The following is a 13,515-nucleotide window of genomic DNA, read 5'->3' as shown; positions in this document are numbered from 1 at the left end:
ACACTCGCTTGAGTAAACTGATTTTGAGCCTCTTACGAATACCTCGTTTGGAATGGCGGAGTCGGTTTGGTAAAGCAATGGCTTTCACTTCGGTTTTCATTTCTTTTCCATCCACCAACACAGTAGACCTCCGATGCAGTAAGCCTGCAGATCTTTCCAATCAAATGTGGCGCCCAAAATTACAGCCAGAGGCGATGAAGATTCGATACCAAGCCAAGCTGCGACCTGAAGCAATTGCCCTAACTCAACAGCGAACGCAATCAACACCACCAATGAAACCAGCCAGTTAACGGGCATGGAGAACAAGCTTGCAAGAAAGTAGTAGAGCCAAACCACAACCAGAACATCGCCAAATGTCGGACGAATAAAGCTGTCTCTAACATAGAGCGCAATAACGACCAATGCGATAAAACACGCCAAGCTTTTCAGTCCATTTTTTGCAGAAAATCGCAGGTGGATAGCGGACGTCTCTTCCACCATATCACTTGGTTGACCAGTGAGAGTTGCTCGCTTAAACGTCTTCATGATTCGCCTTTGCACTTTCTTCTGCTTTCTTATTTCGTGCGTACCAGTCGATGTTGCGTGTAATAACCATAGTGAAACTCAAAATCGCAAAACACAGTAATGTCCCCATAACCAATGCGTAGCTTTCTGCTTGTAGCAAGCCAAACAGTAATCCGTAGAGAGTGAGCAAACACGCTCCGAAGATCGCGCCGTGTTTGGTGTTGCTCAACATACCGCTCACGTACACACTTAAAAGCCCCGTCGATGCGACTGCTGACACCACATACGCCCAGTTAAAGCCCAGATGTTCACTCATCGAAATCAGCAATAGATAAAAAAGCGCTAAAGCCAGACCAATAAAGCCGTATTGCACTGGGTGAACCGGACGCGCTTGGAACAGCTCCAGCAAGAAGAAACTCGCAAATACTAATGTGATAACCAACAGTGAATAGTTCACAGCTCGGTGGGATTTCAAATAATGGTCCACGGGATCAATCAAATCTACGCCCATTTGTCGCTGTTCAAGCTCGTGACAAGCGTGATTCGATGACAAACAACTTTGGAACAGCTGCGCGATATTGGTTGAGAAGTTGTTGCTCGCCCATTGTGCATTAAATCCATCTTCAGAGACTTCTGATGACACCGGTAAGTAATCACCGATAAAGCTTGGATGTGCCCAAGTTGAAGAAAGTTCAACCGTTGTTTGACTGCCGATTGGTGTGACTTGAAGCTGCCCCATCCCTTGCAACAAGAAGTTAAGATCGAATGCCAAAGGTTGTTCTGGGTTTAGGTCTGCGAGTGTCAGAGCACTGTGGAAGCCTTGTGGTAACTGGTCTAGCCCTGTTCCCGGTGCGACTTCGATGTCAGCACTCGCTATGGTCATGTCATCCAAACGAATTAATCCGCGGCTGTCTTCAATGCCAACCACTAGGCTCATGTTGTCAATATCAAGCCCCTGCAACGCCGCGAGATCGTCTGCATCAAAAGTGCCTTTCAGTGCCACTTGTGCCTTGTATAAACGCGCACGGTAAATACCTCGGTACTTTTCAAAACTGTCCAGATTCGCGCTCATATCAAAAGTGCTAGGTAAAAGAAATTTACGACGCTCTTTAATCTGTACTTTGTCATCTCGGTAACTGGTTTCGGTGTAGTTAACCATGATGAATGGACCAATGATGCGCTGTTCGCCGCTGCTACTGCGTGCGATGTCGTTTCTGACTTCATCTTGGCGATATGAGCGTTCTGAGATCAGCCCAGTGACCATTGAAAGCGGGATTTGCAGTAAGACAAACAAAAACAGCACGAAGGCGAACTTCGTGCCGAGTTGGTTATTGAGGATCTTTTTCATGTTTCATTCTCCATTTGCTGATGGGAGTAATCTAAATCAGCAATTTGGAGAACGAATGGAGCTAATGTGGAGTTTCTATGGAGTTGGTAAAACCAGCGTCACTTTCACGCCAGAATCGACGTTTTCGACTTGCAACTTACCCTTGTGCAGTTTGATCACTTGCTCAACAAAATTCAGCCCGAGCCCAGTGCTCTTAACACCATTTTTCCGAGCGAGGGAGTAGAAGCGCTCGGTTAAACGAGGCATTGCATAGTCGGGAATATGAGGACCTGAATTGAAAATCGACAGGCACACCTTTTCTTTCGTGACCTCAGTTTTCCACTCAATGCGTCCCTCTGAATGAACAAAATCCAGCGCATTGTCCATCAGGTTAAAAACGGCTTGTTTCAGTAAGAAGGCATCACCAAGCACGGCTTGGTGGTCATCAATTTGGATGTTGGCAATCACCGACTTTGCACTCAAACGCGCATCCGCCGATTCAACCACTTCATTGACCATTTGTTTTAGCGAGATAGCTTCGACTTGTTCTAGTTCAGGGCGCTTTTCAAGACGAGCAAGTTCTAGCAACTTATCAATCAATGACTGCATGCGATCGCTTTCTCGCTCAATGTTGCCAGCAAAGCGCGTGACCTTTTCTTCAGGCAATGGCATTTGCAATATTTCACTCGCACCTTTAATTGCTGATAACGGACTTTTCAGCTCATGAGTCAGCGTCTGTACGTACTCTTCCACATACTGTTTACCATCGAGCTGATTGCGCATTTTCTCTAATGCATCACTTAGCGTGCCGTACTCATAAAAGATACGAAATGTCGGCTTAGAGACCTTTTCACCTTCACCCATTTTGGTTGCGTAATCTTCCAGCTTGTTCAGTGCCGAGTGAATTCGCCAAGCAAACAATGCCCCTGCCAATAGCACTAAACCACTCATCCACACCATCCAAAACAGCACATTGCGTTTAGAAAGATCGATGAAGGGTTGTACTGAGCGATTGGATTTTGCCACCGTCACGCTACCAATGATTTCGCCTTTGTGGTAAACGGGCGCAGCAACGTGCATAACGGTTGAGAGTGGATCTTTCGGGTCTTCGATGGTACTGCGCGCGCCGTATTGACCACGCAACGTGAGATACACATCGTTCCATTGCGAGTAGTCTTTGCCTACGTCTTGCTGCCAAGAATCCGCAATCACAATGCCTTGTTTATCGGTGATGTAAATTCGATGGTTAATCGCTTTTTTGCCAATTTCCCAAATGCGCGCTTGGGGTTCTCGCTGCCCATAAGCCGCTAGTAGTTTGGAGAAGCGACTCTCAGACAACTTTCCGTTTGCAACGTCTTCTTCCGCCAATACCGCAAGCAAGTTCGCCATATCCACCAGCGTCTCTTCGGTGGTTTGACGCACGGTTGGCTTCAGTTCTTGGACAACGGTTTTGCTCACCATGTAAGCCGTCATTCCGACTAAGATGAAGTAGAGAAAAAACAGTCTGAGTCCAAGCGGGATCTTCGGCCAGCGATTCATCATTCACCTTTAGTGCAGTAAAAGTAACCAAAGCCACGTTTGGTACAGATGCGTTCAGACATCTCAAACGGCTTCAACTTATGGCGAATGGCTTTGATGTGGGTATCGATATTGCGCTCGTATGCAGCCTCTGGCGCCATGTCTGCCGCGACCATGAGCTGCTCTCGGCTCAATACATTGGAAGAGACGGAAATCAGCCTATCGAGGATCTTAAATTCCACCGCAGTTAACCCAAGCATTTGTCCACCGACACCGTAGTCGAAGTTCTGCGCAACCAAATCTTGACTAAATTGAGGTTGTTCTGGAACAGCTACAGGCTCTGGTTTGTGCTCCATCATTGGCGCTTTAGCTTTGATTCGAAGTTTAATGCGAGCCAACATTTCGCGCGGGCTAAATGGCTTAGTCACGTAATCATCCGCGCCAATTTCCAAACCGACTACGCGGTCAATTTCATCGCTTCTTGCGGTGAGAAAGATTATGGGAATATCAGAAAACTCACGGATGGTTTTGCATAATTCAAAACCATTGCCATCCGGTAAGCCTACGTCTAAGACAAGTAACGCTGCGGAGTTGTACTGCAAAAAAGCTAAGCCCTCTCCTGCTGTTGCAAACCACTCTGCGTGGTAGCCATCCATCTCTAATACATGAATCAGGTTCTCTGCGATAGCAGATTCATCCTCGATAATAAGGACGGTGGGTTGTTCGCTCAATGTCTTAGCCTCATTGACGGTGTTTATCTTTATGTTGGTATTATCACTTAATTTGGGGCCAAGGCTAGTGGATTGATGCAGCAAAGGCGCAGTTCGTGGATAATACTAATCAAACACACTTCTATTCAGCATAATAAATTTATCACTTAGATTAATGAGTCACCACAATTGTGAATACAATGATTTCAACCATTGATATGAACAGTGTTCATTTTAAACTCAAGTTATCAATTCGATTTTATTTAAAGGACAGTCACTGATGAAAAGAGCGCTAATCCCCCTGGCTTTACTGACTTTGCTCTCAGGTTGCGCCAGCATGTCTCCGGATGAGTGCAAAACGGCAAACTGGTACAACGTAGGTTATCAAGATGGCCGAGATGGCAACGATCCAAACATTATCAATAGCTATACCGAAGACTGTGGTGAAGCGGGTGTGACACCCGACCGAGCGAAATGGAAAGAAGGCTTTGATAAAGGCACTATCCAATATTGCTCACCAGACAATGGGTACACTGTCGGTATCGAAGGCAAAGAATATTACGGTGTATGCAGCAGCAAAGAGTTTATTGAGAACTACCAGTTAGGTCATCAAGAATATCAACGCCAGCAACGCATCCAACAAATCGATACTGAAATCTCGGTCATCGATAATCAGCTTGATGGCAATCCAGACAAAGATAATGCCAAGAGACTGAAAGAGAAGAGAAAGCGATTGGCTGACGAGCGTTCAAGCCTCTTGTCGCCAACCATCAACTTGAATCTGAATTTCTAAATCGATTGGATTTAGCTTCTAAAAATTCATGGCCCTAGCTCAGTTCTAGGGTCATGAATTGACTGTTCGGATCGAGTTCGTAATCCCCGAACGGCTCGCAGTACACAAAGCCATGCTTTTCATACAACAGGCGCGCTGGTTTAAAAAACTCCATCGAGCCCGTTTCTAAACTCAAGCGCTGCAAACCTTTTTGCTTCGCTTGCTCAATCACATGAATCAATAATTGAGATGCCACACCTTGGTTTCTTGCCGCTGGCGTGGTGCGCATGGATTTCAGCTCCGCGTGTTGGCCATCCAACTCTTTAATCGCAGCACACCCAAGCAGTTGTTCACCCTTCCATCCGGTCCAAAATGTCACTTCCGGTGCTTTGAGCTTATCTAAATCTAACGCATGCACGCTCTCTGGTGGCGACGTGGCGTACATGTCTTGTAAATGTCCTTCCAACAGCGCTATCACTTGCGGCCGTTCTAAATTGTCGATTTCAATCCTCATCTTTCCATCCTTGGTTTTTCCTAGCTAAAGCGGCTGTCTCATAATGTGCTGCGGTCCAACGGGGCCGCCGTGGTAAAGCTCATTGGTATCTTCAAACCCTGATTTTAAATAGCACTGATAAGCGGGTATGTTGCGGCAATTCACGGTGAGATAAAGCGCATCAAACTCGGGATAATGGCGTTTGGCGAAATCGGCAAACTGTTGAATGGCTTGCTTGGCGATGCCTTTGCCTTGATGACGGTGATCCACCAGCAAAGCACGCACGCCTAAACTGTTTTTCGGGCAAAAATCGTATTTCTCGCTGTAAGCTGCATCAAATAGAAAAAAGCCAACCACGTCATCGTCTGCCAAAATCAGATGCGGAAGTTCTGTAGGTTCAAGACATGTAAGCATTTCACCCACATCCGCGACCGTAAACTGCGATTGCTCTTCTAGCACGCTAAGTTCGCAAGTTTGTTTATGTCGCTCAGGCGAATACTTTTCAATAGTAATCATAATCTTCCTTGTTGTTTTTATACTCAATTCATACAGGGTATGTCGTAAATAGAAATACCTAGTGTCGTATTTCCCACTCGCAGGCAAACGTTTAGCACTCTATTATCCTCACCATTCGATAGAGAGGTTTCCATGTCCCGTTTTTTACTTTGTAGTTTTGCACTCGTTTTACTCTACCCTACTGCCATTGATTTGTATCTTGTTGGTTTGCCTCAAATTGCGTCAGATCTCAATGCCAGTGAATCTCAGTTGCATATTGCGTTTTCGATCTATTTAGCTGGCATGGCTACCACCATGTTATTCGCGGGGAAAATTGCAGACTCTGTGGGACGAAAACCTGTTGCCGTCGTCGGCGCGATGATCTTCGTGCTCGCATCCTTTCTCGGCGGGATGGCTGAGCACCCAAACACTTTTTTGATTGCTCGCTTTTGCCAAGGCATCGGGGCTGGATCTTGCTATGTCGTCGCATTCGCGATTTTACGCGACACGTTAGACGATGAACGCCGCGCGAAAGTATTGTCGATGCTCAATGGCATCACCTGTATCATTCCAGTGATCGCCCCCGTGATTGGTCACTTGATTATGCTGAAATTTCCTTGGCCGAGTTTGTTTACCACGATGGCAGGAATGGGCATTCTCGTCAGTGTATTGGCCATTTTTGTTCTCAAGGAATCACTACCCAGCCAACAACGTGAAGAACAGACAGCGCCAGAGAGCCATCAAGAGACTTTCTTCGAGCGATTTTTTATCAGTAGGCTGATCATTACTGCGCTTGGAGTGACCACCATTCTGACCTTTGTTAACGCTTCACCAATTGTCGTGATGAGCATGCTTGGTTTTGATCGCGGCGGCTATTCTTCCATCATGGCAGGGACTGCGACGATCAGTATGTTGATTTCGTTCTCGGCGCCATTGGCATTGGGGATTTTTAAGCAGCGAACCTTAATGATCACCTCTCAAGTATTGCTCGCTTGCGCAGCCATCGTGCTCAGTGCTGCCCATTTCCATGATGGACAATCTCTTTACTATGTATTCGGACTTGGGCTGATTTGCGCTGGCTTCGCTTGTGGCTTTGGCGTGGCCATGAGCCAAGCGCTCAGCCCATTCTCTCAACAAGCTGGCGTGGCGAGCTCGTTACTGGGCATTGCTCAAGTTTGTAGTTCAGCGTTCTATATTTGGTTTATGGGTTTCATCGGCGTTAGTGCTCTGAATATGTTGGTGTTTATCTTAGTGTTAGGTAGCGTAATCAGCCTTGCTCTAATACTATTGATTCCAAAGCCTGTTCACGATACCCATTATGAAGAAATCCCTAGCGCGACTTGACTTAAACTTACTGTTCACTCTGCAATTATTGCTGCAAGAACAAAGCGTCTCGAAAGCCTCAAAAAAGCTGAACGTTACGCCCTCTACCGTAAGTAAGTCGCTCAACAAACTTCGTCATTGGTTCGATGATCCTTTGTTTGTCAAAACACCTAAAGGTCTTGCGCCAACGCCTTTGGCGCAAAGCATGGAGCAAGATCTTGCAGAAAAACGCAGCGATATTACGCCTAAAGGAGTGCGTTTTGATATCACGATTGAGTCGCCATTAGTGCTCACGGTGTTGGACAGACTCATCGTCGCTATCCACCAGCGATACCCTGAAGCGAAAGTAAAAACCAGTAACTGGGATTACGATTCACTCGACGCCATCATTCGAGGCGAGGCGGATATCGGTTTTACCGGCCGAGAAAGTCACCCGAGATCGAAAGAGTCGTTGGATCTTCTGCCGTATTTCTTGGATTTTGAGATTCTATTTTATGACCTGCCGATGGTGTATTTGCATAAAGATCATCCGGCATTACAGCAAGAGTGGAATCTCGAGACCTTTCTGAGCTACCAACACATCAATATTGTTTGGGAAAAAAGTGAAACTTGGGCGTTGGATGAAGTATTAACGGAACTAGGGCTACAGCGCTCTATCGGGCTGACGATGTCCAACTTTGAGCAATCCCTTTTTATGGCAGCGCAGCCGACGCATGACATGATCACCACCGCGCCGCACTATTGCAAAAGTTATACAGAAAAGCTGCATCTCGATTTGGTGTGCTTGCCAATTCCATTAGACCAAGCTCAACAAGACAAGTTACTGATTCCATTTACCATGATTTGGCATAAACGCAATGCGTACAATCCCAAATTGCTATGGTTGAAAAACACCATTAAGTCATTGTACAAACAACCTTCCCAACCACAGTAAGACTCAGGCTAAGGTCAGGTTTTATCTGGTTATTTTTAATGACTTTCTTGCTCTGATAGCTATAACTAATCACTTTATCAACTAATAAAAATGTTCTTTTGGATCTACACTAGCTGTTCATTTACACGCTAAGGATCAAGGATGTCGACCTTTTTACTCACTGCTATTGCAATGCTGGCGTTCGCTGCCAATTCATTAGTGTGTCGAATTGCCTTGGCAGAAGGGTTAATTGATGCAGGAAGCTTCACGCTCGTTCGATTGATATCCGGCGCTGTTATCTTAATCGCAATGCTTGTCGTGAGAGGTCAGTGGAAAACCGATCGGCCAACTTCTCGCTTTCGCTTTTTTGCTGGCGTGGCGTTATTTGGTTACGCTGCCCTTTTCTCTTTCGCGTACTTACAACTGGCGACAGGAACCGGTGCTTTGCTTTTGTTTGGTGCCGTGCAACTTACATTACTGGCGATCTATTGGTTGCAAGGTGAGCGCTTTCAGTTTCTCGAAATCATCGGTATCGGTGTTTCAATTGTTGGATTTGTTTGGTTGATGTTGCCATCTGCCACTCGCCCTGATATTAGCTCTGCACTTCTTATGTTGATTTCTGGCGTTTGTTGGGCTGCGTTTACTGCGCTCGGTAAACAAGCGCCTTCTCCAAGTAGTGGCATCACGTGGGGATTCATCGCTGCATCAATAATTGGCGTGCTCCTTTCGCCATTAATCTTGTCCTCAATCCACCTTTCTTGGAGCGGAGTGTTGCTCGCTATCGCATCTGGTGCCATTGCCTCTGGCCTTGGTTATACGCTTTGGTATCAAGTAATGCGTAAGCTCTCTTTGCTTCAAGCCGCCGTCAGCCAACTTTCCGTGCCAGCCATTGCTTTGCTACTCGGCACCGTCGTACTCCACGAGCCTCTTTCACTGCATATTCTTTTAACCAGCGGCATCATTCTTGGTGGCATCGCTTTGGTTTTTTTATCTCGATCCAAAAAAACAAACGAACAATCGGCAAGCCGATAAAAAGTAATAACTTTCCCTCTCAAGTACCCATTCATCATCTATGCTTTTTAAAGCAGTAAAGCTCATTGCAGATGGTACAAGTGGTCTGCTTTGGTACCAGGCGAAGAATATAAGGTGAGAATTGGCTCACACAATGCAGCGATTTTGTTTCAAAAGTGAGAATCATCACAGATCGCGAATTTGCTCGTTTTAGGCGTTTCACCAATAACGCCAAGGGCTAACACGAGATCAAGCCAAATACGCACTTTTTGTTTTGACAAAGGGTTTACAAAGCACACTTTTTCACCCGCTATATTCCGCCCCCCGAATTTATTCAGAACAAGATTCTGATTATTCATATAAGAAATTCATCAACTTATAACGATAAGCCTGAGCAAACTTTGACACTATGAACGACAAAATAAAATTCGCTATTAAAGTATCGCTTAGCCTGACTCTGGCTTATCTGATCCCGTTTGCCATGGGTTGGCCGCAAGCATCGACGGCCGCAACCACAGTGATGCTGATTGCATCCACAGGCAGTCGTCGTGAATCCCTCGCCAAAGGTACCTTACGCGTGTTCGGTACGTTGGTTGGCGCCGTCGTTGGCTTGTTACTGGTGGGATTGTTTGCTCAAGACCGCTTGCTGTACATGTTGAGCGTGTCGGTTGTGGTCTCATTCATTTTTTACTTCCGTAATGCCTATCAAAAAGATCCAACGCTACTCATGCTGACCGGCGTGATGACGTTGATGATGTCCAATGGCGGTGACGCAGAAGGTGCGTTTCTTTATGGCGTTGACCGCGCCTATATGACGGTGTTTGGGGTGGTGGTTTACACACTCGTGGGGACTTTCTTATTCCCGACCAAAACAGAACAAAACCTAAGACAGCTCATCGAACAACTCAACCAAGCACAACGCGCGTTGTTCACCGCTATCTTGCAAAATTTCGAGCAAAAATCGGCAGGGCAAATCTCTCCTCAAGAAGGCGGAGAAGAAAATCCAGAAGCGGAAGAGCCACAACCTCCTAGCGTGGACACTCTCATCGAACAGATGTTTGCCGCTCAAAATGCGCTCGAACAGCGTTTTGCCACGGTCAGTGTGGAATGCAGTGACGTGTCGGCCTACATGAAAGAGTGGCGCTTGGCGGTTCATTTGAACAAGCAAGTAACGCAACAATTGACCGTCGCGGCGCACAGCCACTTTAGCCACCAGCAAGACCGTGAAAGCATCAGCAACTTTGATCAAGCCGTGGCGGAAATTGACGCGCTATTTGATACCTGCCAACAAGTCTGGGACGAAAAAGAGCCCGCTTATCGTGCTCAGGAGTTCAAAGTCGAATACAACCAAGCGTTGCTTGAAGATGCAGCTCACCTAGAGAAAGGCTCTGCGCTTACGCTTGGTCACCTATTGGAACTGATGCATCAAAACTTGTCGCGTTTAGCGGAGAGCATTAGCTGCATTGACTCTGTGACGAACAATGTCTCCTTTGACGTGCCACTGCCGAAACCGAAAGGCAAGTTTCTATGGTGGGACGCAGAAAACTTTAAAACTGCGGTCAAAACCTTTGTTACCTATTGGGTTGCAGGACTGATTTGGATTTATTTCAATCCACCAGGCGGCTACTCGTTCGTGGTCTTCTCGACCATGTTTATGTCTTTGCTGTCGTTCGTGCCTGTGCACCCAATTTTGTTGCTTGTGCTGTTCACTTTCGGCTTCTTGTTCGCGGTACCTTCTTACGTCTTCATCCTTCCGCAATTGGATCTCGGATTAGAACTTGGCCTGTTTATCTTTATCTACACCTTTATCGGTTTTTATCTGTTTAACGGGCCAGTGACGATTTTCTATATGATTGGCTTGTTTGTTCTCGGTTTAGACAACAACATGTTTTATCACTTCGGGATCCTCATGACGATCATGCTGTTGTTCTACATGGTGGTGTTCATGATTATTTTCGCGCACTACTTCCCGTTTAGCTCACGACCAGAACACCTCTTTTTGACCATAAAAGAACGCTACTTCCGACATACCCGAGAGCTGTTCACTACCTATCAACAGCAGTCTAGCTCGGTTATTACGCCGCTCAAACGGGCCTTACACTTGGTGACGCTCAATGTCTCATCGAAAAAGCTCAAAGTCTGGGGTTCGAAAATCAACCACAAACACTTTGATAAAACCACGCCAGAAGCGATTGGCGCGTTTAGCAAAGCGTGTGATGTACTCAGTAATCACATCAACATCTTAATGGCCGCCGAGAAAAAGTTGATGACCAATCCACTAATTACTCAGCTTCGCCAACAGCACCGCGATTCCATCATTCCTTTGATGGCGGGCGCTTTAGCCAGCCATCAAGCAACACAAGAACTCGACTCCGTATTCGACCAATACAGTCAAGATTACCAAACATTCGAAGATAAACTGGAAGATTTTTTTAGTGAGTTGGATTTATCTGACTACGCTTATTCAGAGATAGCCGGTTTTTATATCTTGCTGAATTTAAAACGGAACGTGTTCGAAGCAATCAAGCATTGCAAGCAAACCTACGAGGATATCGATTGGGTGAACTTACAACAGAAGCGTTTTTAAAGGTGGGGATATGATGCTTCCAAAACTAACCAAACCAAGCCTCGCCATACTTTCTTTGCTCGGACTCAGTGCGTGTACCACGGTAGGACCAGATTATGTTCATCCAAAGCAGGCGCCACTGCCAAGTGACTGGTCGGTGCAAAAAGCAGCCAAAGATACGCAGCAATCAGAGCAACAGCTACAACAATGGTGGCAGCAATTTAATGACTCGACTCTTAATCAGCTGGTTGAGTTGGCGAGCAAACAAAACCTCGATTTAGAAGCCGCAGGGCTACGAATTGTCCAAGCACGTTCATTGCTTGGTATTTCGACTGGCTTGCAATACCCACAAGTTCAAACCGTGTCAGGAAACCTAGCGCGTGCCTACGTAAATGATCAGGGCGTGAATAACGCCACTTTGTCGTTTGATGCTGCTTGGGAAATGGATGTTTGGGGCAAGTATGCTCGCGGTATTGAGTCGGCAGAAGCGGGTTACTACGCATCCATCGCATCGTATCACGACATCATGGTCACCATAACCGCCGAAGTGGCACGCAATTACATCAACTATCGCACATTCCAAGAACGTATTTTGCTGTCTCGCCGCAATATCGAGATTCAAGAGCGTGTCGTCCGCATTACACAGGTGCAGTTCGACTCTGGCAACGTTACAGAATTGGACGTTCAACAAGCTAAAAACCAACTCTACACCACCAAAGCAGCGCTACCGAGCCTCGAAGTGGCAATGAAGCAATCACGTACTGTGTTGGCTTTGCTACTGGGTCTGTTACCAGAAGAAGTAGATGGACTGCTACAGTCGGATGGGATGCACAAGCAAATCGCTGAGTACGAAGCCCAGTTCAAATCAACGGGCAGAAAATCGGCGCTATCGGGCACCGACGAGCGCTCCATTGTGCCACGTCCACCGCTTTTGGATACGCAAGTGGATGCTAACTTAGTGATGCGACGTCCGGATTTGCAAGTCTCTGAGATGCAAGCTCGCGCGCAAAGTGCGCAGATTGGCGTGGCAGAAACCGCTCTGTACCCAAGCTTTTCGTTGTTCGGTTCCATCGGTATCGACAGTACGGTTCCCGATGGCAGCAGTTTCAGTTTTAGCGATTCGCTCACCATGGTGGTTGGCCCAACGTTCAGTTGGAACATTTTCCAATACGGACGCGTGAAAAATAACATTCGTTTCGAAGATGCTCGCTTCCAAGAAACGCTGACGAACTACAACAAAAAGGTACTGCAAGCCGTTAATGAAGTCACCAATGCAATCGAAGCATATGACCTGTATTTGCAGCAAAAAGATTTACGCTTGCAATCGGTCAACTCTTCCATTCGTGCGTTCAACATATCCATGACACAGTACGAAAACGGACAAATTTCATTCGAACGTCTGCTTAACTCGGTAGAAAAAATGACCCGCGCAGAAGACAGCTACGCAACGATCAAAGGTAATGTTGCGAACCAAGTTGTCGCGCTCTACAAAGCCCTCGGTGGAGGCTGGCAAACCCAAACAGGCAAGCCTTTCATCAGTGAATCTATTGCCAAGCAAATGACAGAACGAACTGACTGGGATGGTTATTTAAATGAAGAAAACCGCGTATTGCCGCCTTTGCGACTCGAAACTCCGGCTGAGACCAGTGATGAAAACAAAACGGAGGATCGGTAATGCCTCATGAACTCTCTTGGGGAGACGTTTACTTTTCTCCTACGCTACTCGTGCTCTTTCTCGCCGTCACGGCCACGTGGATAACGGTGATGATATTGAACAAGACACGTTTGTCTCGCTTCATCGCTTTTCCGTCTCTGACGTTTATTGCCATCATGGTCGGTTATGTGGTGGCCATCGACAGCTTTTATATTCAATTTTAGGTGCC

At 46.4% G+C, this 13,515-nt stretch carries 13 protein-coding genes; 7 read left to right on the top strand and 6 right to left on the bottom strand.

The genetic code is table 11. The annotated features are described in order from the left end of the window. Nucleotides 1–96: 96 nt before the first annotated feature. The 4 genes from R8O70_RS00810 to R8O70_RS00795 form a co-directional block, all read right to left on the bottom strand. Nucleotides 97–525, bottom strand: coding sequence for a DUF2809 domain-containing protein (locus R8O70_RS00810; protein ID WP_258625412.1), 429 nt, complete (start codon nt 523–525; stop codon nt 97–99). Further along, the gene (gene creD, locus R8O70_RS00805; protein ID WP_258625410.1) at nt 512–1,852 is read right to left on the bottom strand and encodes a cell envelope integrity protein CreD; all 1,341 of its coding nucleotides are present in this window, start codon (nt 1,850–1,852) and stop codon (nt 512–514) included. The genes R8O70_RS00810 and creD overlap by 14 nt, the downstream gene beginning before the upstream one ends. A gap of 75 nt (nt 1,853–1,927) precedes the next feature. After that, nucleotides 1,928–3,370 (bottom strand): two-component system sensor histidine kinase CreC, encoded by a 1,443-nt coding sequence (gene creC, locus R8O70_RS00800; RefSeq protein ID WP_005374977.1) that lies wholly within the window; start codon nt 3,368–3,370, stop codon nt 1,928–1,930. After that, entirely contained in the window at nt 3,370–4,080 is a 711-nt protein-coding gene (locus tag R8O70_RS00795; RefSeq protein WP_258625408.1) for a response regulator, read from the bottom strand. Before R8O70_RS00795 ends, creC begins: the two co-directional genes overlap by 1 nt. 259 nt (nt 4,081–4,339) lie before the next feature. On the opposite strand from R8O70_RS00795, the gene R8O70_RS00790 reads away from it, so the two are divergent. Then, nucleotides 4,340–4,852, top strand: coding sequence for a DUF2799 domain-containing protein (locus R8O70_RS00790; RefSeq protein WP_005374970.1), 513 nt, complete (start codon nt 4,340–4,342; stop codon nt 4,850–4,852). 34 nt (nt 4,853–4,886) lie between these two features. Here R8O70_RS00790 and R8O70_RS00785 read toward each other — a convergent pair whose 3' ends face one another. After that, nucleotides 4,887–5,345 carry a GNAT family N-acetyltransferase gene (locus R8O70_RS00785; RefSeq protein ID WP_005374968.1) on the bottom strand — a complete coding sequence of 153 codons (459 nt, stop codon included), beginning with the start codon at nt 5,343–5,345 and terminating at the stop codon, nt 4,887–4,889. A gap of 24 nt (nt 5,346–5,369) precedes the next feature. Next, a complete protein-coding gene (locus R8O70_RS00780) occupies nt 5,370–5,840 on the bottom strand; it encodes a GNAT family N-acetyltransferase (RefSeq protein ID WP_005374960.1) in 471 nt (156 codons plus the stop codon). A gap of 132 nt (nt 5,841–5,972) precedes the next feature. Between R8O70_RS00780 and R8O70_RS00775 the strand changes: the two genes are divergently transcribed. The 6 genes from R8O70_RS00775 (at nt 5,973) to R8O70_RS00750 (ending at nt 13,510) form a co-directional block, all read left to right on the top strand. Continuing rightward, nucleotides 5,973–7,163: an MFS transporter gene (locus R8O70_RS00775; RefSeq protein WP_005374959.1), complete on the top strand. Its 1,191-nt coding sequence runs from the start codon at nt 5,973–5,975 to the stop codon at nt 7,161–7,163. Further along, the gene (gene yidZ, locus R8O70_RS00770) at nt 7,138–8,076 is read left to right on the top strand and encodes an HTH-type transcriptional regulator YidZ (protein WP_318183989.1); all 939 of its coding nucleotides are present in this window, start codon (nt 7,138–7,140) and stop codon (nt 8,074–8,076) included. Before R8O70_RS00775 ends, yidZ begins: the two co-directional genes overlap by 26 nt. Before the next feature lie 141 nt (nt 8,077–8,217). Then, the gene (locus R8O70_RS00765; RefSeq protein WP_005374954.1) at nt 8,218–9,087 is read left to right on the top strand and encodes a DMT family transporter; all 870 of its coding nucleotides are present in this window, start codon (nt 8,218–8,220) and stop codon (nt 9,085–9,087) included. Between the two features lie 388 nt (nt 9,088–9,475). Then, nucleotides 9,476–11,653 carry an FUSC family protein gene (locus tag R8O70_RS00760; RefSeq protein WP_005374950.1) on the top strand — a complete coding sequence of 726 codons (2,178 nt, stop codon included), beginning with the start codon at nt 9,476–9,478 and terminating at the stop codon, nt 11,651–11,653. 10 nt (nt 11,654–11,663) lie between these two features. Next, entirely contained in the window at nt 11,664–13,307 is a 1,644-nt protein-coding gene (locus tag R8O70_RS00755; protein WP_031778877.1) for a TolC family protein, read from the top strand. Next, on the top strand, nt 13,307–13,510 hold the full coding sequence (locus tag R8O70_RS00750) for a DUF1656 domain-containing protein (RefSeq protein WP_005374946.1): 204 nt from the start codon (nt 13,307–13,309) through the stop codon (nt 13,508–13,510). The genes R8O70_RS00755 and R8O70_RS00750 overlap by 1 nt, the downstream gene beginning before the upstream one ends. Nucleotides 13,511–13,515 lie beyond the last annotated feature (5 nt).

It is taken from the genome of Vibrio sp. 779(2023) (assembly GCF_033344285.1).
GTDB lineage: Bacteria > Pseudomonadota > Gammaproteobacteria > Enterobacterales > Vibrionaceae > Vibrio > Vibrio alginolyticus.
This window is presented reverse-complemented; position numbering and strand designations above follow the sequence as displayed.

Excerpts from the sequence above, each read along its gene's own strand:
- R8O70_RS00810 (WP_258625412.1), bottom strand. The coding sequence starts at position 525 with ATGAAGACGTTTAAGCGAGCAACTCTCACTGGTCAACCAAGTGATATG.
- creD (WP_258625410.1), bottom strand. The coding sequence starts at position 1,852 with ATGAAAAAGATCCTCAATAACCAACTCGGCACGAAGTTCGCCTTCGTG.
- R8O70_RS00790 (WP_005374970.1), top strand. The coding sequence starts at position 4,340 with ATGAAAAGAGCGCTAATCCCCCTGGCTTTACTGACTTTGCTCTCAGGT.
- R8O70_RS00755 (WP_031778877.1), top strand. The coding sequence starts at position 11,664 with ATGATGCTTCCAAAACTAACCAAACCAAGCCTCGCCATACTTTCTTTG.
- R8O70_RS00785 (WP_005374968.1), bottom strand. The coding sequence starts at position 5,345 with ATGAGGATTGAAATCGACAATTTAGAACGGCCGCAAGTGATAGCGCTG.
- R8O70_RS00780 (WP_005374960.1), bottom strand. The coding sequence starts at position 5,840 with ATGATTACTATTGAAAAGTATTCGCCTGAGCGACATAAACAAACTTGC.
- R8O70_RS00765 (WP_005374954.1), top strand. The coding sequence starts at position 8,218 with ATGTCGACCTTTTTACTCACTGCTATTGCAATGCTGGCGTTCGCTGCC.
- R8O70_RS00775 (WP_005374959.1), top strand. The coding sequence starts at position 5,973 with ATGTCCCGTTTTTTACTTTGTAGTTTTGCACTCGTTTTACTCTACCCT.
- R8O70_RS00760 (WP_005374950.1), top strand. The coding sequence starts at position 9,476 with ATGAACGACAAAATAAAATTCGCTATTAAAGTATCGCTTAGCCTGACT.
- yidZ (WP_318183989.1), top strand. The coding sequence starts at position 7,138 with ATGAAGAAATCCCTAGCGCGACTTGACTTAAACTTACTGTTCACTCTG.
- creC (WP_005374977.1), bottom strand. The coding sequence starts at position 3,370 with ATGAATCGCTGGCCGAAGATCCCGCTTGGACTCAGACTGTTTTTTCTC.
- R8O70_RS00750 (WP_005374946.1), top strand. The coding sequence starts at position 13,307 with ATGCCTCATGAACTCTCTTGGGGAGACGTTTACTTTTCTCCTACGCTA.